The organism is Achromobacter sp. GbtcB20 (assembly GCF_019091095.1).
Lineage (GTDB): Bacteria > Pseudomonadota > Gammaproteobacteria > Burkholderiales > Burkholderiaceae_B > Achromobacter > Achromobacter mucicolens.
In genome coordinates this window covers 477,636-494,109 of the sequence record NZ_JAGXJZ010000002.1, presented here as the reverse complement: position 1 = coordinate 494,109, position 16,474 = coordinate 477,636, and the positions used below count along the sequence as shown (strand labels likewise).

Genomic DNA, 16,474 nt, shown 5'->3' with positions numbered 1-16,474 from the left:
TTTACAGCTCCTTGCGCAGGCGCGGATCGAGGACGTCGCGCAGGCCGTCGCCCACCAGTTGCAGCGACAGCACGGACAGCACGATGGCGATGCCGGGAAAGATCATGATCCAATCGGCCGACCCCATGTACTGCTGGCCCGCGTTGATCATGGTGCCCCAGGTCGGGATGTCGGGCGACACGCCCACGCCCAGGAACGACAGGCCGGCCTCGGCCAGAATGGCGTACGCGAAGATGAAGGTGCCCTGCACCAGGATGGGCGACACCAGGTTGCGCAGCACGTGCACGGTGACGATGCGCCAGGTGGGCACGCCCAGCGCGCGGGCGGCTTCCACGAAGGGCAGTTCGCGGATCACCAGCGTCGAGGCCCGCACGATGCGCGCCAGCCGCGGCGTGTACACGATGCCCAGCGCGATCACCACGTTGACCAGCGACGGGCCCAGCGCGGCCACCAGCGAAATGGCCAGCAGGATGTCGGGGAACGCCATCATCGCGTCGATCAGCCGCGACACGAACTTGTCGGCCGTGCGGAAGAACCCCGCGATCAGCCCCAGCGCAATGCCCAGCACGCTGGACAGGATGACGACGGAAAAGCCGACCATCAGCGACAGCCGTCCGCCGTGGATGACGCGGCTGAAAACATCGCGGCCGAAGTCGTCGGTGCCAAACCAGTGCGCGGCGCCGGGCGCCTTCAGGCGGTTCATGATGGACAGCTTGAAGGGATCGTAGGGGCTGATCCACGGCGCCAGCAGCGCGGCGGCCGCCAGCACCACGATCACGATAAGGCTGATCAGCACCGTCTTGCGCGCCACCAGCAGGCGCAGGACCTGCCAGCGGTCCGCGCCGGGATTCATGGAAGTTGCAGTCGTCATGTCGATGGCTCAGTAACGCACGCGGGGGTCGACCACGAGGTACAGCAGGTCGATCAGCAGATTGATCAGCACGTAGATCGCCGCGATGATCAGCAGCGCGCCCTGGATGACCGGATAGTCGCGGCGCAGCACCGCCGACACCACCAGGCTGCCGACACCCGGCAGGCCGAACACGGTCTCGGTCACAACCGCGCCGCTGATGAGCAACGCCGTGGTCAAACCCAGCACCGTCAGAATCGGGATCAACGCGTTGCGCACCGCGTGCTTCAGGATGACCTTGCGTTCCGGCAGGCCCTTGGCCCGCGCCGTGCGCACATAGTCGTCGCGCAGCACGTCCAGCATGCTGGCGCGGATGAAGCGGGTAATCAGGGCCGAATTCACCAGGCCCAGCACGACCGCAGGCAGGATCAGGTGCGACAGGCGCGTGGCCAGCGAGGCGTCCGGGCCGCCATAACCGGCCACCGGCAGCCAGCCCAGCTTCACGGAGAACACCTGCATCAGCAGCAGCCCCAACCAGAAGCTGGGCACGCTGGACGTGAACATCGAGAACGACAGCACCGACTGGTCCAGCGTGGTGCCCCGTTTGACCGCGGAAAGAATGCCGACCGGCAGTGCGATGGCGCTGGCGATCAAGAGCGACATCAGCGTCAGCAGGATCGTCGGCTCGGCGCGGTCGGCCAGCGCCGCCAGCACCGGCTTGTTCATGAAGATGGACTGGCCCAGGTCGCCCTGCAGCAGCTTGCCCAGCCACGACACGTACTGCACCGCCACGGGCTGGTCCAGCCCGAGTTGCGCGCGCAGGGCGGCGATGTCCTGCTGGCTGGCCTGGGGACCGAGCATCACGGCGGCCGGGTCGCCGGGCGTCAGGCGGATGATCACGAACACGATCGTCGCGACGATGAACATCACGGCCACCAGCCCGACCAGCCGATTCAAGAGATAACGCAACACGGTGAAATCCTAGAGGTCATTGCGCGGGCGCGAACGGGTCGCGCGCGGGTGCCTGCGGCGTCGGGCGGCAGCGGCCGCCCGACGGACGTGCGCTTACTTGGACGCCTTCCAGGCGTTCCAGAAGTACGGCCACGGCACGGCCTGCGTGCCTTGCAGCGCGGGCGAGCGCGCGGCCTGGGCGTTGAAGTCGCCGACCTTGATGAAAGGCACTTCGTCGTACACGGCCTGCTGCACGTCGGCCCAGCGCTTCACACGTTCTTCCTGCGAGCCGGCCTGGTTGAAAGCGTCCAGCACCTGGTTGCGGCGCGGCGTGTCCCACCAGCCAGGCGCGTCCTTGGACGGGAAGTCGATTAGCGCCGGTTCAGGCAGGAAGGGGCTGTGCGTGATGAAGATGTCCCAGACGGCCGGATCCTGGCGGCGCTGCGTCAGGGTGGCCCAGTCGACCACCTGCATGTCCACCGTGAAGCCCGCGGCCTTCAGGTATTCGGCGGCCACCAGCGCCATCTTGTAATGGAACTCGTACTGCTGGCTGGTCAGGATGCGGATCTTGCGGTCCTGCACGTTGGCCCCGTCCACCAGCTTCTTGGCCGCCGCGGCGTCGCCCTTGTTGTAGACCTTGCCGCCCAGCGACGTGGCCCACGGATAGCCTTCCGGGTACAGGTCGCCATTGAGCTTGTAGAAGTTCTTGTCGCCGAACGCCGCGAACAGCATGTCCTCTTCGTTCAGGGCAAGCTGCACCGCCTGGCGCACGGCCTGGTTCGACATGATGCCCTGCTTGGTGTTGAGCACCAGGCGCGGCCAGCCGAAGGGCTTGAGCATGACCGGATCGGAGCGGCCGTTCTTCAGCTTGGGCAGCGATTCCACGGGCAGCGAGTCCACGTAGTCGAACTGGCCGGCCACGGCGCTTTCGACGCGGGTGTTGGCATTGCTGACCGGCACGAAGCGGATTTCGTCCAGGTATTGCTTGCGTGCGCCGCCATAGCCGTTGGGCTCGCCTTCGCGCTGCTTGTAGCCCTCGAAGCGGACGAGCTGCACATACTGGTCGGGCACGCGGGCCTTCAACTGATACGGGCCGGTGCCGACAAATTCGGTCAGGGACGGCGCGATCTTGCCCTTGGGCATGATGACCGCGGCGCTGTTGTTCATGGCCAGCAGGGCGGTCAGCGGTGCGTACGGCTGCTTGAGCGTGATGCGGATCGTGTTGGCGTCCGGGGCCTCGATCCCGCTGATGATCTTGGCGGCCATCTTGCCGCGCGTGGCGGTCTCGGTCCAGCGCTTCAGGGACGCCAGCACGTCCGACGAATCCATCTTCGAGCCGTCATGGAACGTGATGCCCTGGCGCAGCGCAATCGTGTAGACCAGCCCGTCCGCCGACACTTCCGGCATCTTGTCGGCCAGGAGCGGCGTCAGGTTCCACTTCGCGTCAAAGGTGTACAGCGTCTCGAAGAAGTGCTGGGTCAGGATGCCCACCAGGTCGGCGGTGCTGGTCATCGGGTCCAGCGTCGGCGGCTCGCCGATGGTGGCGACAGAGATCGTGCCTCCCTTGACCGGCGTGGCACAGAGGGCGGGGGTCGACAAAGCGGTCAAGCCAATTGCGCCGGCCGCGAGCAGGCTCTTCAGCCCACCGCCTCGCCGGGAGGTACGGAAGTTCATGATTCTCTCTCCAGAGGGTCAGAAACAGGTTGTCGCGTAAGTTCGGATGAGCGCCGGGTGCCCGGATCCTGCGGTCCCCTGTGGGCCTGGCGCGGTGCCGCGGGCAGGGGGACTAGAAAAAGGTTTCGGCCACGCCGGTGACGCCGTAGTGCTCGTTCACCAGCAGCACCTGACGCCATTTGTCGAACGTCAGGCAGGGATGCGAAATGTCGAAGGCGATCATGTCGCCCACCTGGATGTCGTCGCCGTCGCCCACCTGCATGAAGGCGTGCTGGTCCATCATGGCCGACAGCTTCCAGTGGGACGGCGCCGCGCCGGGCTGCACCGAACCGGGCCGGTACAGCAGGGCAGGGGTGGGCAGGCCCGCGTCAAAGGCCGCGTCGCGCTTGCCCATCGCGATGATGGCGCGCCCGGGTTCGGGCAGCGACTGCACGTAGGCCCAGACTTGCAAGGCAGGTTGCAGGCCGGGCTCCATCTGGCGGGCCACGGGGTTTTGCGCGTTGATGCGCTCGGCGGCGCTGCGGTAGATGCCCACGTCGTGCGACAGGTAGCAACCCGGGCGCAACACCACGTCCAGCGGGCTGCCGATGTCCAGTTGCGAGAATTCCTCGGCCACGACGTCGAACCAGGCCGATCCGGCGCCGGAGATGAGGGCGGGCCCGCTCTTGCGCAGCCGGCCCGCGGCGGCCAGGCCCCGCAAGGCGTCGGTGGCGCGGCGCAGGAAGGCGCGGATGGCGCCTTCTTCCTGCAGCACGCCTTCATAGACTTCGATGCCGGCCAGCGCCAGGCCGGGCCAGCGGGCGATCTCATCGGCCACGGCCTGCAACTGCGCGTCGTCGCGCACGCCGGTGCGCCCGCCCGCCGGACCCAGTTCGATCAGCACGGGCAGCACCTTGCCCTCGTCGCCGAAGAACTTGCCCAGCTGCGCGGCGTTGGCGGCAGAATCCACGATGCAGAAGAAGGTGAAGGCCGGATCCTCCAGCAGACGGGCGATGATGGTCATGTTGGCGCGGCCCACGAGCTGATTGGCCATCAGCACCCGGCGCACGCCGTGCTGGTACGCCGCCAGGACCTGCGGTGCGGTGGCCAGGGTAATGCCCCACGCGCCGTTGTCGATCTGGCGCTTGAACAGGGCGGGACTCATCGTCGTCTTGCCGTGCGGCGCCAGCTTGACGTGATAGGCCTCCATGAACTGCTGCATCCACTGCAGGTTGTGACGCATGCGGGCTTCGTACAGCACGGCCACCGGCAGGCTCACGTCCTCGTTCAGCAGGTTCCAGTTCAGTGCCGCCACGTCGGCGGTGGTACAGGATTCGGGAAACGCGCCCAGGCCCTTGCCGTTCACGTCCAGGGGAGCTGCGGGAGAGGAAGAGTTGGTCATGGTGGCGGCCCGGTATGGAAAATATTTACGTCAAATCCAGTTTTTTTCATTATCGTGAAAGAAATTTACAAGCGGGAGCTAGGAGTTTCCCGTACGCCATGGCGCCCGGACGATGGGAAAATAGGTCCATGCCGCGCGCCCCTTGAGGCGCGCCTGTGCTTTGACAAAGGAAATGCCATGCTGAAAGTCGCCCTGGGCCAGTTCGCCGTCAGCCGCGTCTGGGAAGAAAACGCGCAGGTCTGCATCGATCTCATGGAACGCGCCCGCGCCGGCGGGGCAGGCCTCCTGGTTCTGCCCGAAGGCATCCTGGCGCGCGACATCACCGATCCGCAGATCGTGCTCAAGGCCGCGCAGCCGCTGGACGGCCCGTTCATCACGCGCCTGCTGGATGCCAGCCGCGGGTCGGACCTGGCGACCATGATGTGCGTGCACGTGCCGACGGGCGAGGGCCGGGTGTGGAACACGTTGGTCACGATCCGCGACGGCCAGATCCTGTCGCAGTACCGCAAGCTGCATCTGTACGACGCCTTCACCATGAAGGAATCGACCAATGTCACTCCGGGCACGGACATCCCGCCGCTGCTGGACATCGCCGGCCTGCGCGTGGGCCTCATGACCTGCTACGACGTGCGCTTTCCCGAATTGGCCCGCCGGCTGGCGCTGGACGGCGCCGACCTGCTGGTGCTGCCGGCCGCGTGGGTGCGCGGCCCGCTCAAGGAAATGCACTGGGAGGTCCTGGTCACGGCGCGGGCGCTGGAGAACACCTGCTACGTCGCGGCCACCGGCGAATGCGGCGAGCGCAACATCGGTTGCAGCATGGTGGTGGATCCGCTGGGCGTCGTCACGGCGCGCGCGGGCGAAGCGCCCGCGCTGGTCTTCGCCGACATCGACCCGGAGCGCCTCGCCCATGCGCGCAAGGTGTTGCCCGTGCTGGCCAACCGCCGCTTTGCACCGCCCGAACTGGCGTAGGGCGGCCAGGCCGCCGGCTGGCGGAACGGCATGCGGGCGTCGTGACGCGGGCATGGTGTAATGCAGACTTGAAATCCTTGCTGCACCCCTTCATCTGCTGCCAATGAGCAACGATCTCTTCGCGGCCGATCCCGCGCATCGGCCCTATGTTCCCCTGGCCGAACGCCTGCGTCCCCGCACCCTGTCCGACGTGGTTGGCCAGTCGCACCTGCTGGGACCCGACAAGCCGCTGCGCGTCGCCTTCGACTCCGGCCGTCCGCATTCCATGATCTTCTGGGGGCCGCCCGGCGTGGGCAAGACCACGCTGGCGCGCCTGATGGCCGACGGCTTCGACGCGCAGTTCATCGCCATCTCGGCCGTGCTGGGTGGCGTGAAGGACATCCGCGACGCCGTGACGGTGGCGCAGGTCGCGCAAGGCCAGGGCCGGCGCACCATCCTCTTCGTCGACGAAGTCCACCGCTTCAACAAGGCGCAGCAGGACGCCTTCCTGCCGTATGTCGAAAGCGGGCTGTTCACGTTCATCGGCGCGACCACCGAAAACCCGTCGTTCGAGGTCAACTCGGCCTTGCTGTCGCGGGCGCGCGTGTATGTGCTGCAATCGTTGACGGCAGAAGAACTGCAACAGCTCGTTGACCGTGCGGTCGCGGCGCTCAATGAAGGACAGGAACCGGGCGACGCCATCCGCATCGAGCCCGACGCGCGCGAGCAGCTGGCCGCGTGGGCCGACGGCGACGCGCGCCGCCTGATCAGCGCGGTGGAAGTCGTGGCCGAGTCGGCGCAGTCGGCCGGACGCGACACGGTGGATGCCGCCTGGCTGGAAATCTCGCTGTCGCAGAATCTGCGGCGCTTCGACAAGGGCGGCGACGCCTTCTACGACCAGATCAGCGCGCTGCACAAGTCGGTGCGCGGCTCGAACCCGGACGCGGCGCTCTACTGGTTCTGCCGCATGATCGACGGCGGCGCCGATCCCAAGTACCTGTCGCGCCGCCTGGTGCGCATGGCGGTGGAAGACATCGGCCTGGCCGACCCCCGCGCGACCGATCTGGCCGTGAACGGCGCCGACATCTACGAGCGACTCGGTTCCCCCGAGGGCGAGCTGGCGCTGGCGCAGGCGGTGGTGTACATGGCGTGCGCCGCCAAGTCCAACGCCGTCTACAACGCCTACAACCAGGCGCGCAAGTTCGCGGCGGAACACGGCAGCGCGCCGGTGCCCATCCACTTGCGCAATGCGCCGACCAAGCTGATGAAACAGCTGGGTCATGGCAAGGCCTACCGCTACGCGCACGACGAGCCGCACGGCTACGCCGCGGGCGAGCAATATTTCCCTGACGGACTCAAGCCTTCCTTCTACCGGCCGACCGATCGCGGCCTGGAGGCTAAAATCCAGCAGAAGCTGGCATTCCTGCGCGAGCTGGACGCACAGGAACGCGCCAAGAACCGGTGACGGGCAATCCCCCGCCGCCTTTTTTGCAACCTCACCGACCTCACCATGCTAGACCCGATACTGCTGCGCAAAGACCTGCAAACCGTCGTAGACCGCCTGAAGACCCGCGGCGTCGCCTTCGACACGGAACGGTTCAACGACCTGGAGTCTCGCCGCAAGGCCGTCCAGACCGAAACCGAGTCCCTGCAAGCCCGCCGCAACGCGCTGGCCAAGCAGATCGGCCAATTGAAGGCCAAGGGCGAGGACGCCAGCGCCGTCATGGCGGAATCGCAGGCCGTGCCCGTGCGCCTGAAGCAGCTCGAGGAAGAGCTGGCCGCCCTGCAGCAGCCGCTCAATGACCTGCTCATGTCGGTGCCGAACCTGCCGCACGCCAGCGTGCCGCTGGGCGAGTCCGCCGACGACAACGTCGAAGTGCGCCGCTGGCTGCCCGGCCAGGCCGGCGCCGACGGCAACCCGCCCGCGCTGGGCTTCGAGCCGCGCGACCACGTCGCGCTGGGCGAACCGCTGGGCCTGGACTTCGACATGGCCGCCAAGCTGTCGGGCGCGCGCTTTTCGTTCATGCGCGGCCCCATCGCCCGCCTGCACCGTGCGCTGGCCCAGTTCATGCTCGACCTGCAGACCGGCACGCACGGCTATACCGAGTGCTACACCCCGTACATCGTCAACGCCTCGACGCTGTACGGCACCGGCCAGTTGCCCAAGTTCAAGGACGACATGTTTGCGGTCTCCAAGGGTGGCGGCGACGACGATCCCAAGGTCGACGACCAGGGCAAGCCGTATGTGCGCGAAGACCAGTACCTGATTTCCACCTCGGAAATCACGCTGACCAGCGTGGCCAGCGGCACGATCCAGGCCGCCGCCGACCTGCCGCTCAAGCTCACCGCCCACACGCCGTGCTTCCGCTCGGAAGCCGGCAGCGGCGGCCGCGACACCCGCGGCATGATCCGCCAGCACCAGTTCGACAAGGTCGAAATGGTGCAGATCACGCAGCCGGACCAGTCGTACGAGGCCCTGGAAGAAATGGTCGGGCACGCCGAGCGCGTGCTGCAATTGCTGAATCTGCCGTACCGCGTCGTGCTGCTATGCACGGGCGACATGGGTTTCGGGTCGTCCAAGACCTATGACCTGGAAGTCTGGCTGCCGGCACAAAATACCTGGCGCGAGATTTCGTCGGTGTCCAACTGCGAAACCTTCCAGGCCCGCCGCATGCAGGCGCGTTTCCGCAATGCCCAGGGCAAGCCGGAATATGTCCACACCCTGAACGGCTCCGGCCTGGCGGTGGGCCGCGCACTGGTCGCCGTGCTGGAAAACCACCAGCAGGAAGACGGCAGCGTGTTGATTCCGGAAGCGCTGCAGCCCTACATGGGCGGTATTACGGTACTAAAACCCTGATATTCGCGCGGCGTCCATCGGCCATTTGGCTGATAAAAAGACGGAGCCTGCGGGCTCCGTTTTTTTTTATCATTGCCGACATATTGCTGTCTTTTTGGAACGTTATCGTGCTCACGTGAGTGCTTGATTTTTGATGTGAGCAAATGTGTATTTGGCATAAAAGGGCCGGATAGTTACGGCACAATACACCGGCGTTCTACACGCTTCATTCACTTATATAACAAGGAGTTGTCCATGACTTCAAGAATGATTGGAGATTTTCGTGTGAGATGCTCTGTGGCAAAGGAAGACGAGCAGGGTTATCGGGTGCAAATATGGACTCGCCGAATCGGCGGAACCGCACCCGAAAAATGCTGGACGGTGCCGGGTCAGGCGCCGTTCACTGATTTGCACGAAGCAGAACAGGAAAGCCGTCATCTGTTCCAGGGCATTAATGGTGTGCGTTTTAACGGTGAACCGGAGTTTGCTCATGCGTCCGCATAATGGTTGGTGGCGGGCGTCCAGTGCGCCGCGCCGCTGGATCGATCTGGTCCAGGAATCGCCGCGTTGGGCCGATGACAAGGCCAAACCGGTTGCGCAACAACCGGCCTCGGTGGTTGCAAAGCCTGTGCAGGCGCCTGCCGCCTGACAGGTTGTCACGGGGCATCGGATATTGCCTCGACAAAAGAAAGGCCACTCGCAGGAGTGGCCTTTGCTTTTGGCGCGAGCGATTATCAATCGCGGTCGTGGCCGCGGCCCCGGTAATACCCGTGACCGTGTTTCGGGCCGTGATAGTGGCCGCGATCGTAGTAGCGACCGCCACGGTAATACACGGGCGCCGGGTATACCACCGGCGGCGGGGGCGCGACGTACACCGGCGCCGGGCGGTAATACACCGGCGGCGGCGGCGCCACGTAGACCGGCTGCGGAGCCACATAGACTGGTGCCGGGTAGACGATTCCAGGAACGCCGATCGAGATGCCAACGTCCACGCGTGCCAAGGCGACACTGGAGATCATCAGCCCCGCGGCGCCAACACCTGCAATAAGCCATTTTTTCATCTTGCACCTGCCCGCTGCGAGACGCAGCAAAGTTGAGTATTCGTTGGCGCTATTTTCGGCGGTTTGCGCCAGCTATACGTAAGCATCCCGGCCGCAATCGCGACAATCCGCAACCGCCCCCGTTTTCAGTGGGCGACGGGTGCTGCACTGCGGCAGCGCGGGTCCGCTCTGGCGAAACGTCGCTTGAAGTCGATTGAAATAGGATGGAATTAACTGAAGCCGAGGGTTGGTGTTACACCTTGACACCAACTCCGGTCAACCGGCGCGCGCGGTGTTGCGCCCGCGCGCCAGCGCATCAGTAATCCGACTTGTCGAAGGGTGTGGTCTGGCGATATTCGACCACCCACACCCAGGGATTGGCCGCCCACGCGTGCGCGCCATAGCGTTCGCACCACATCAGCGCGAACGCCGTTTGCAGCGGCACGCCGGGCAGTAGCGCCGAGCTTTGATAAAGCGCGTGCGTGCCCTCCGCACGCGCATCGGCCTCGGTCAGGTTCTGCAGCCGCTGGATACGTATGCCCACGACGACGGCGCTGGCGAACGGCGCGCCGGCTTCGTCGGCCAGGATGATGGTCTCGCCCGATTTTCCGTAGGGGCACCTGACCCAGCTTGAAGTCTTGCGCATCTCGGACGGGTTATCGGGCGACGGGCCCATGGCCACCCATCTGCCCGAATCGGCGGCGTCCGCGTACCAGATCGTGGTGAACTTGGACGGCTGCGGTTTGAGAATGCGCCGGCTTTGCACCTTTGCCCCATCCAGAATGGCCTGCTTGAGCGGTTCGCTGAACTGAAGTAACTGCCGTTTCATGTGCTAGCTGTATCCCTCGCGATTAACGCTTGCGCGCTTATTGCTGTTATGGCCGGGGCCTGCACGTGCCACCTGCTTGAGACGGACTCAATCTCTGCTTCGGGGAGTATGACGTGTCACGACTTACCTGTCAGGTGGGCGCTGCATATGTGTTGTCTTTTTGAAAATGCCGAGGCGTTGTTTGTATACTCGACGCATGACTACCGACCTCCATAATCTCAAGCCCGGTTACTACTGGTACACCATGGCCAACGACCCGCTGGCCGTCATCCATATCCATGAAGACGGCGGGGCCACGCTGATGGGCACGGACTATCGCATCGGCGCCGAAGGCGTTGCCGACATGGTCCGCCAGGGCGAGCGCTTTTTCTGGATCGAACCGCCCCAAGTCTGACATGGCGGATCTGCTCCTCACGAACGTCCGCACGCCGCAAGGCGAGGGCGTGGACGTTCTGGTGCGCGGCGGCCGCATCCTGCAAATCGGCCCCGGCCTTGAGGCCGATCCCGCCGTGAACGTCGAAGAGGGCGGCGGCGCCTTGCTGCTGCCCGCCTTCGTCGAAGGCCACACCCATCTGGACAAGACGACCTGGGGTTCGGCCTGGTATGTGAACAAGGTCGGCCCGTCCCTGACCGATCGCATCGACAACGAACGCAACTGGCGCGCCGCCACCGGGCACGACGCCGCCAGCCATTCGCATGCGCTGGCTCTGGCGTTCCTGCGCGCGGGCACCACCCGCATCCGCACCCACGTCGATATCGACACCGACGCGGGACTGAAACACCTGGAAGGCGTGCATGACACGCGGCAAGCGCTGGCCGGGCGCGTCGAGATCCAGACGGTGGCGTTTCCGCAGTCTGGCCTCCTGGCGCGCGCCGGTACAGCCGACCTGCTGGACCAGGCGCTTGCCGATGGCGCCGATGTGCTCGGCGGGCTGGACCCGTCCGCCATCGACCGTGATCCCGTGAAATCCCTTGATGTGCTGTTTGGCCTGGCCGACAAGCACGGCAAGCCGGTGGATATCCATCTGCATGAGCCCGGCGAACTGGGCGCCTTTACGCTGGAGCTGATTCTGGACCGCGTCCAGGCACTGGACATGAAAGGCAAGGTCGTCATCAGCCACGCCTTCTGCCTGGGCGCGCTCGACGCCCGCCGTCTGGAGGGCTTGCTGCGGCGGTTGGCGCTGCTGGACGTCGCGCTGCTGACCACCGCGCCGGCGTCTCGTCCGGTGCCCTCGCTACGCGCCTGCCGCGAGGCGGCCGTGACGCTTTTTGGCGGCAATGACGGCATCCGGGACACCTGGACGCCTTACGGCAGCCCCGACATGCTGGAGCGCGCCGCGCTGATCGGGCTGCGCAACGATCTGCGCCGCGACGACGAGATCGAGTGGGCATTCGACTGCGTGACCCGCGCCGCCGCCCGCGCCTGCGGATTTGCGGACTACGGCCTGGCGCCCGGCGCGCGTGCCGATCTGGTGCTGGCCGATGCGGGCTGTATCGCCCAAGCCGTGGTGCAGCGTTCGCCGCGGCGCCTGGTGGTGTCCAGCGGCGTGGTCGTGGCGCGCAACGGCGAAGACGCCATCGCCTAGCGGGTGCGCTGGGCGGCCGTGCCGCCCAGCCCCAGCTGCGATTCGGCCAGTTCCACGAAGGCCCGCATCAATTCCGATCGCACGCCTGACCGCAGCCAGATGGCGCCCACCGTTCGTACCGGACAGGGCTCGGGCAGCGGCCAGCGTTTGACGTGCGCCAGCGGCGCGCCTGTGCTGGCCCAGTCTGGCAGCAGCGCCACGCCCAGCCCCTCGGAAACCAGCTTGGCAATCGATTCGATCCCATCCAGTTCAAAGCGGACCCGGGGGCGCAGGCTGCGCGCGCGCAGGTAGTCGTCCGCCATCTTGCCGCCCACCACGCTGCGGTCATAGCAGATGTACGGTTCCCGGGCGATGACGGCCAGCGGGTCGTCGACCTTCATCTGCGCAGGCGTGACAAGCACCAGCGGTTCGCGGCGCAGGTCGCGCCACGCGCAGGTCTTGGGAATGGGAAACAGGGGATGCACCAGCAGCGCGCCGTCCAGTTCGCCCGACAGCACCTTGCTGTAGAGCAGCGTGGTCGGCGCCGGCTCGATATAGATCTCGATGCCTGGATGCCGCGCCACCCAGGTGCGCAGCACGGGCGGCATGATGCCGGTCAGGGCGGTGGGCGTGGCGCCCAGCCGCAAGGGCCCTGCAGGCAGATCCGTGTCCGACGCGGCCGAGCGCAGGTCGCGCACGTCGCGCAGGATGGCGCGCGCCCGCTCCAGGATGCGCACGCCGGCAGGCGTGGGTTTGACCGTACGGCCCGAGCGTGCGATCAACGCGCTGCCCACGTCGGCTTCCAGCGCGCGCAGCCGTTGCTGCACCGTCGCTGGCGTCAGCCCCTGGTGGCGGGCGGCTTGGGCGATGGAACCCAGTTCCACCACATGCACATACGTCTGCAAAAAGCGTGAGTCCACACCGGCCTGCCTATCGGGAAGATGGTTTTTCCGTATTCTAAAGATGCGTGAAGATAATTGTTGTTTTCTTTGGGCAGGGGAAGAATACGTCCAGGCGATCAGGCAGCGCGCGGCGCGCCGATCGGTCCAGCCGATTTCACTGTCATCAAGGAGCTTGCCCGTGCCCATCATTGAATCCATAGACGTATGCGCCGCGGCGGTGCCTCTGGATAAAGTCACCTCGTTCTCCAACCGCACCGTGTCCACCCGCCACTACGGCCTGGTCAAGGTGCGCTCTACCGATGGCGTCGAAGGCATCGGCTTTTGCTACGTGGGCAGCGCCGGCGGCGCCATTTTCGAGGCCGCCGTCCAGAGCCTGCTGGGACCTGTGCTGCTGGGCAAGGATTCGCATGCGGTCGAAGGCCTGTGGCAGGCGATGTATCAGGAAGCGCTGTTGCAGGGCCGGCAGGGCACGGTGATGCGCGCATTGAGCGCGCTGGACATCGCGTTGTGGGACCTGAATGCCAAGACCGCGGGCCTGCCGCTGCACAAATTCCTGGGCGCGATGGAATTGGAATCGGTGCCGGCGTATGCCAGCGGCGGTTATTACCTGGATGGCAAGACCCCGCAGCACCTGGGCGAGGAGATGGCCAGCTATGTTGCCAAGGGCTTTGGCGCCGTCAAGATGAAGACTGGCCGCCTCTCGCCCCGCGAGGAAGAAGCGCGTCTGAAGGCCGCGCGCGAAGCCGTGGGGCCGGATGTCGAGTTGATGATGGACTGCAATAACGCCTGGCAGGACGTGACGCAGGCCATGCAGTACATCCGCCGTTTCGAGCAATACGAACCGTACTTCATCGAGGAACCGTTCGGCCCGGACGACATCGACAGCCATGCCAAGCTGGCGCGGCTGACGCATCTGCCGATCGCCACGGCCGAAATCGGCTACGGCCGCTGGTATCACAAGGAACTGCTGGACAAGGGCGCGGCCGGCATCCTGCAGACGGACGCGGCGGTCTGCGGCGGCATCACCGAATGGAAGCGCATCGCGGCCACGGCGGCCAGCTACGGCGTGGTGGTGTGCCCGCACTGGTTTCACGACGTGCATGCGCCGCTGGTCGCGGCCACGCCCAACGCGCGCTATGTCGAATTCTTCTGGGACGACCAGGTGCTGAACTTCCGCAAGCTGGTCGACCGCCAACTGACCCACAAGCAGGGCCGCGTGATCCTGCATCAGGAGCCGGGGCTGGGATTCGGCTTTGACGAGCGCATGGTCGAACGCTTCGGCAAGTGGACGCGCGTCGGCCGCTAGGCCACTCGCGAGGCGCCGCGCCAAACGTCACATGCGGTGCGCATGCGGCAGCGGCGCCGGTTCACGCAGGTGTCGTACCGAAGGTCCGCATCCAGGCCGCGCCAGATGGCCGGATGCCACAGAGGCAGGCAGTGTCCACATAACCAGTTGCCGGCCTTTGGACCGGCGCGCGAGGAGACAACAATGCAACGTAGGCAATTCATGACCGGCGCCGCGGCGCTGGGAGCGGCGCTGGTGCTGCCCGCGGTGGCGCGGGCGCAGGAGATGCCGTCCGGGCCGGTGAAGGTCGTGGTCGGGTTTCCCGCGGGCGGCGGCACGGATGTGCTGGCCCGTCTGCTGGGGCAGAAGCTGGGCGTGCTGTGGAACATGCCCGTCATCGTCGAGAACCGCGCGGGCGCGGCCGGCATCATCGCGGCCGAACAGGTCGCGCGCCAGCCGGGCGATGGCAACACGCTGCTGATGGCGCACGTGAATAGCCACGGCATCGCGCCGGGCCTGCAGCCCAAGCTTGCGTATTCGGTGGACAAGGACTTCACGCCGATCGCCCTGGTCGGCAAGACGCCAACCATCCTGATCGGGGGTGCCGGGCAACCGGCCAAGACGCTGCCCGACCTCGTCGCGCTGTGCCGCGCGCAGCCGGGCAAGATCGTGTTCGGCTCAGCAGGCAGCGGATCGGCCCAGCACCTGGCGCTGGAAATCTTCAAGGCACGCGCCGGCATTGACGTGCTGCACGTGCCCTACAAGGGATCGGCGCCGCTGATGAACGATCTGCTGGGCGGGCATGTGCAGTATTGCTTCGAATGCATGACGACGGCCACGCCGCTGATCCAGTCCGGCAAGGTCATCGCGCTGGCGCAGACGCTGCAAAAGCGCTCCAAGAGCCAGCCCAATGTGCCGACGGTCGCGGAGCAGGGCTACCCGGGCTTCGAGGCCAGCATCTGGTTCGGCATGGTCGGGCCGGGCGGCATGCCCGCTGCCATGGTCCAGCGCATGAGCCGTGACATCGACCAGGTGCTGGCGATGCCCGACGTGCAGGAAAAGCTGGCGCAGGTGGGTGCGGAAGACGGCGGCGGGGGCGTGCAGCGCTTTGCCGAATTCATGAAGAGCGAGCAGCAGAAGTACGCGAAGACGATCCAGGACGCGAAGATCGTGGCTGAGGGATAAAGCCAGACACCACGTAACTCAGATGGCTGCCGCCTCCGGATCCACCCAGCCCGCCGTCGCCGAGATCGAGCGGGCTTTTTCGCTGAGCAGGCGCGCGGTGGCCGATTCCAGGTCGTCATCCACGGCGCCCACCGGCCCCATCAGCGTGATGGCCGCCTTCATTTCGCCCAGCATGTCGAAGATGGGCGCCGACAGCGACGTGAAGTGCGGAAGCAGCGCGTGGCGGCAACGGCTGATGTGGTGCTTGCGGACCTCGTCGCGAATGGCCTGCACATCCGCCATCGTGTAGGCGTTGCCGGCGGTACCGCCGTGGCTTTCCGGCACGGACGAGGCCATCTCCTGTTCCAGCAGCTCGCGGGTCAGCGCATCCGGCAGGTGCGCCAGGAAATTGCGGCCCAGCGCGGATGACAGCAGCGGCATCACCGTGCCGACGCGCAATTCCAGGAGGGGCCGGCTGCGGCTGCCCTCGACGCGGTACACGATCGTGGGCCCCTTGTTGCCCCACACCCCCAAGAACACGGTATGGCCGGTGGCCGCGGCCACCTCCGCCATGATCGGGCGCGCCGTGGTGAACACGTCGAACTGTTCCAGGGCGGCCAGCCCCAGCCGTAGCGCGTACGGACCGAGCCCGTAATGGCCGGTGTCGGCGTGCTGCTGCACCACGCCCACCTTCTGGAAGCTCACCAGGTAATAGTGGACATTGGGAACGGTCAGCGCACAGGCATCCGCGATTTCCTTGAGCGGCATCGGGCGGCCGGTCTTGCGGATGACGTCCAGGATCCGGAATCCCACTTCGATCGACTGGATGCCCCTGCGCGCCGTGGCAGGCGCCTGTTCCGAATTCTTCTCAGCCTTGCCGGCGGGCCTTGCCATTGCTGCCTCCACTGTGTGCGTGGCGGCAGTGTAGCAGCGGCCTTTTTTGCCGCTTGGACCGCCGCGCCGGGTTTCCCCTAGCTTTTGCCGGTGACGTCTTAGCTTTGATAATAGTTAATGCATACAGCAGTATCAATCTAAAACATCAGGGGAAA

Annotated in this window: 16 protein-coding genes; 8 read left to right on the top strand and 8 right to left on the bottom strand. The window is 65.8% G+C overall.

The window, feature by feature from the left end:
- Position 1: 1 nt before the first annotated feature.
- The 4 genes from KVT32_RS05040 to KVT32_RS05025 all read right to left on the bottom strand — a co-directional run bounded on the left by KVT32_RS05040 (position 2) and on the right by KVT32_RS05025 (position 4,856).
- On the bottom strand, positions 2–871 hold the full coding sequence (locus KVT32_RS05040) for an ABC transporter permease (protein ID WP_056321381.1): 870 nt from the start codon (positions 869–871) through the stop codon (positions 2–4).
- Between the two features lie 9 nt (positions 872–880).
- On the bottom strand, positions 881–1,822 hold the full coding sequence (locus KVT32_RS05035) for an ABC transporter permease (protein WP_056321384.1): 942 nt from the start codon (positions 1,820–1,822) through the stop codon (positions 881–883).
- Between the two features lie 93 nt (positions 1,823–1,915).
- The gene (locus KVT32_RS05030) at positions 1,916–3,475 is read right to left on the bottom strand and encodes an ABC transporter substrate-binding protein (RefSeq protein WP_082586259.1); all 1,560 of its coding nucleotides are present in this window, start codon (positions 3,473–3,475) and stop codon (positions 1,916–1,918) included.
- A gap of 112 nt (positions 3,476–3,587) precedes the next feature.
- Complete coding sequence (locus tag KVT32_RS05025; protein ID WP_217617774.1) at positions 3,588–4,856, bottom strand: amino acid deaminase; 1,269 nt, start codon at positions 4,854–4,856, stop codon at positions 3,588–3,590.
- Between the two features lie 177 nt (positions 4,857–5,033).
- On the opposite strand from KVT32_RS05025, the gene KVT32_RS05020 reads away from it, so the two are divergent.
- The 4 genes from KVT32_RS05020 (at position 5,034) to KVT32_RS05005 (ending at position 9,144) form a co-directional block, all read left to right on the top strand.
- On the top strand, positions 5,034–5,825 hold the full coding sequence (locus KVT32_RS05020) for a deaminated glutathione amidase (protein WP_062840408.1): 792 nt from the start codon (positions 5,034–5,036) through the stop codon (positions 5,823–5,825).
- 103 nt (positions 5,826–5,928) lie between these two features.
- Positions 5,929–7,269, top strand: coding sequence for a replication-associated recombination protein A (locus KVT32_RS05015; protein WP_217617773.1), 1,341 nt, complete (start codon positions 5,929–5,931; stop codon positions 7,267–7,269).
- Between the two features lie 45 nt (positions 7,270–7,314).
- Positions 7,315–8,661, top strand: coding sequence for a serine--tRNA ligase (gene serS / locus KVT32_RS05010; RefSeq protein ID WP_056321392.1), 1,347 nt, complete (start codon positions 7,315–7,317; stop codon positions 8,659–8,661).
- A 234-nt stretch (positions 8,662–8,895) separates the two neighbouring features.
- Positions 8,896–9,144, top strand: coding sequence for a hypothetical protein (locus KVT32_RS05005; protein WP_081100999.1), 249 nt, complete (start codon positions 8,896–8,898; stop codon positions 9,142–9,144).
- A 230-nt stretch (positions 9,145–9,374) separates the two neighbouring features.
- On the opposite strand, the gene KVT32_RS05000 is transcribed toward KVT32_RS05005, so the two are convergent.
- Positions 9,375–9,701, bottom strand: coding sequence for a virulence factor (locus KVT32_RS05000; protein ID WP_056321394.1), 327 nt, complete (start codon positions 9,699–9,701; stop codon positions 9,375–9,377).
- Positions 9,702–9,996: 295 nt separating this feature from the next.
- Positions 9,997–10,509 (bottom strand): ASCH domain-containing protein, encoded by a 513-nt coding sequence (locus KVT32_RS04995; RefSeq protein WP_152383597.1) that lies wholly within the window; start codon positions 10,507–10,509, stop codon positions 9,997–9,999.
- Positions 10,510–10,705: 196 nt separating this feature from the next.
- Here KVT32_RS04995 and KVT32_RS04990 point away from each other — a divergent pair, with 196 nt between their 5' ends.
- Entirely contained in the window at positions 10,706–10,903 is a 198-nt protein-coding gene (locus KVT32_RS04990; RefSeq protein ID WP_056568607.1) for a hypothetical protein, read from the top strand.
- A 1-nt stretch (position 10,904) separates the two neighbouring features.
- The gene (locus KVT32_RS04985) at positions 10,905–12,095 is read left to right on the top strand and encodes an amidohydrolase family protein (RefSeq protein ID WP_152383598.1); all 1,191 of its coding nucleotides are present in this window, start codon (positions 10,905–10,907) and stop codon (positions 12,093–12,095) included.
- On the opposite strand, the gene KVT32_RS04980 is transcribed toward KVT32_RS04985, so the two are convergent.
- Complete coding sequence (locus KVT32_RS04980) at positions 12,092–12,994, bottom strand: LysR family transcriptional regulator (RefSeq protein ID WP_056321404.1); 903 nt, start codon at positions 12,992–12,994, stop codon at positions 12,092–12,094. The two genes, KVT32_RS04985 and KVT32_RS04980, sit on opposite strands and share 4 nt — an antisense overlap.
- A 160-nt stretch (positions 12,995–13,154) precedes the next feature.
- On the opposite strand from KVT32_RS04980, the gene KVT32_RS04975 reads away from it, so the two are divergent.
- Both KVT32_RS04975 and KVT32_RS04970 read left to right on the top strand, forming a co-directional pair.
- Positions 13,155–14,282: a mandelate racemase/muconate lactonizing enzyme family protein gene (locus KVT32_RS04975; protein ID WP_062840413.1), complete on the top strand. Its 1,128-nt coding sequence runs from the start codon at positions 13,155–13,157 to the stop codon at positions 14,280–14,282.
- A gap of 183 nt (positions 14,283–14,465) precedes the next feature.
- A complete protein-coding gene (locus tag KVT32_RS04970) occupies positions 14,466–15,446 on the top strand; it encodes a tripartite tricarboxylate transporter substrate binding protein (protein ID WP_217617772.1) in 981 nt (326 codons plus the stop codon).
- Between the two features lie 18 nt (positions 15,447–15,464).
- On the opposite strand, the gene KVT32_RS04965 is transcribed toward KVT32_RS04970, so the two are convergent.
- Entirely contained in the window at positions 15,465–16,319 is an 855-nt protein-coding gene (locus KVT32_RS04965; RefSeq protein WP_062840415.1) for an IclR family transcriptional regulator, read from the bottom strand.
- Between the last annotated feature and the right edge of the window lie 155 nt (positions 16,320–16,474).

Bases quoted from the DNA above. Each gene is read 5' to 3' on its own strand.
- KVT32_RS04990 (WP_056568607.1), top strand. From the start codon at position 10,706: ATGACTACCGACCTCCATAATCTCAAGCCCGGTTACTACTGGTACACC.
- serS (WP_056321392.1), top strand. From the start codon at position 7,315: ATGCTAGACCCGATACTGCTGCGCAAAGACCTGCAAACCGTCGTAGAC.
- KVT32_RS05000 (WP_056321394.1), bottom strand. From the start codon at position 9,701: ATGAAAAAATGGCTTATTGCAGGTGTTGGCGCCGCGGGGCTGATGATC.
- KVT32_RS04965 (WP_062840415.1), bottom strand. From the start codon at position 16,319: ATGGCAAGGCCCGCCGGCAAGGCTGAGAAGAATTCGGAACAGGCGCCT.
- KVT32_RS05005 (WP_081100999.1), top strand. From the start codon at position 8,896: ATGACTTCAAGAATGATTGGAGATTTTCGTGTGAGATGCTCTGTGGCA.
- KVT32_RS04995 (WP_152383597.1), bottom strand. From the start codon at position 10,509: ATGAAACGGCAGTTACTTCAGTTCAGCGAACCGCTCAAGCAGGCCATT.
- KVT32_RS05030 (WP_082586259.1), bottom strand. From the start codon at position 3,475: ATGAACTTCCGTACCTCCCGGCGAGGCGGTGGGCTGAAGAGCCTGCTC.
- KVT32_RS04970 (WP_217617772.1), top strand. From the start codon at position 14,466: ATGCAACGTAGGCAATTCATGACCGGCGCCGCGGCGCTGGGAGCGGCG.
- KVT32_RS05040 (WP_056321381.1), bottom strand. From the start codon at position 871: ATGACGACTGCAACTTCCATGAATCCCGGCGCGGACCGCTGGCAGGTC.
- KVT32_RS05025 (WP_217617774.1), bottom strand. From the start codon at position 4,856: ATGACCAACTCTTCCTCTCCCGCAGCTCCCCTGGACGTGAACGGCAAG.
- KVT32_RS05020 (WP_062840408.1), top strand. From the start codon at position 5,034: ATGCTGAAAGTCGCCCTGGGCCAGTTCGCCGTCAGCCGCGTCTGGGAA.
- KVT32_RS04985 (WP_152383598.1), top strand. From the start codon at position 10,905: ATGGCGGATCTGCTCCTCACGAACGTCCGCACGCCGCAAGGCGAGGGC.
- KVT32_RS05015 (WP_217617773.1), top strand. From the start codon at position 5,929: ATGAGCAACGATCTCTTCGCGGCCGATCCCGCGCATCGGCCCTATGTT.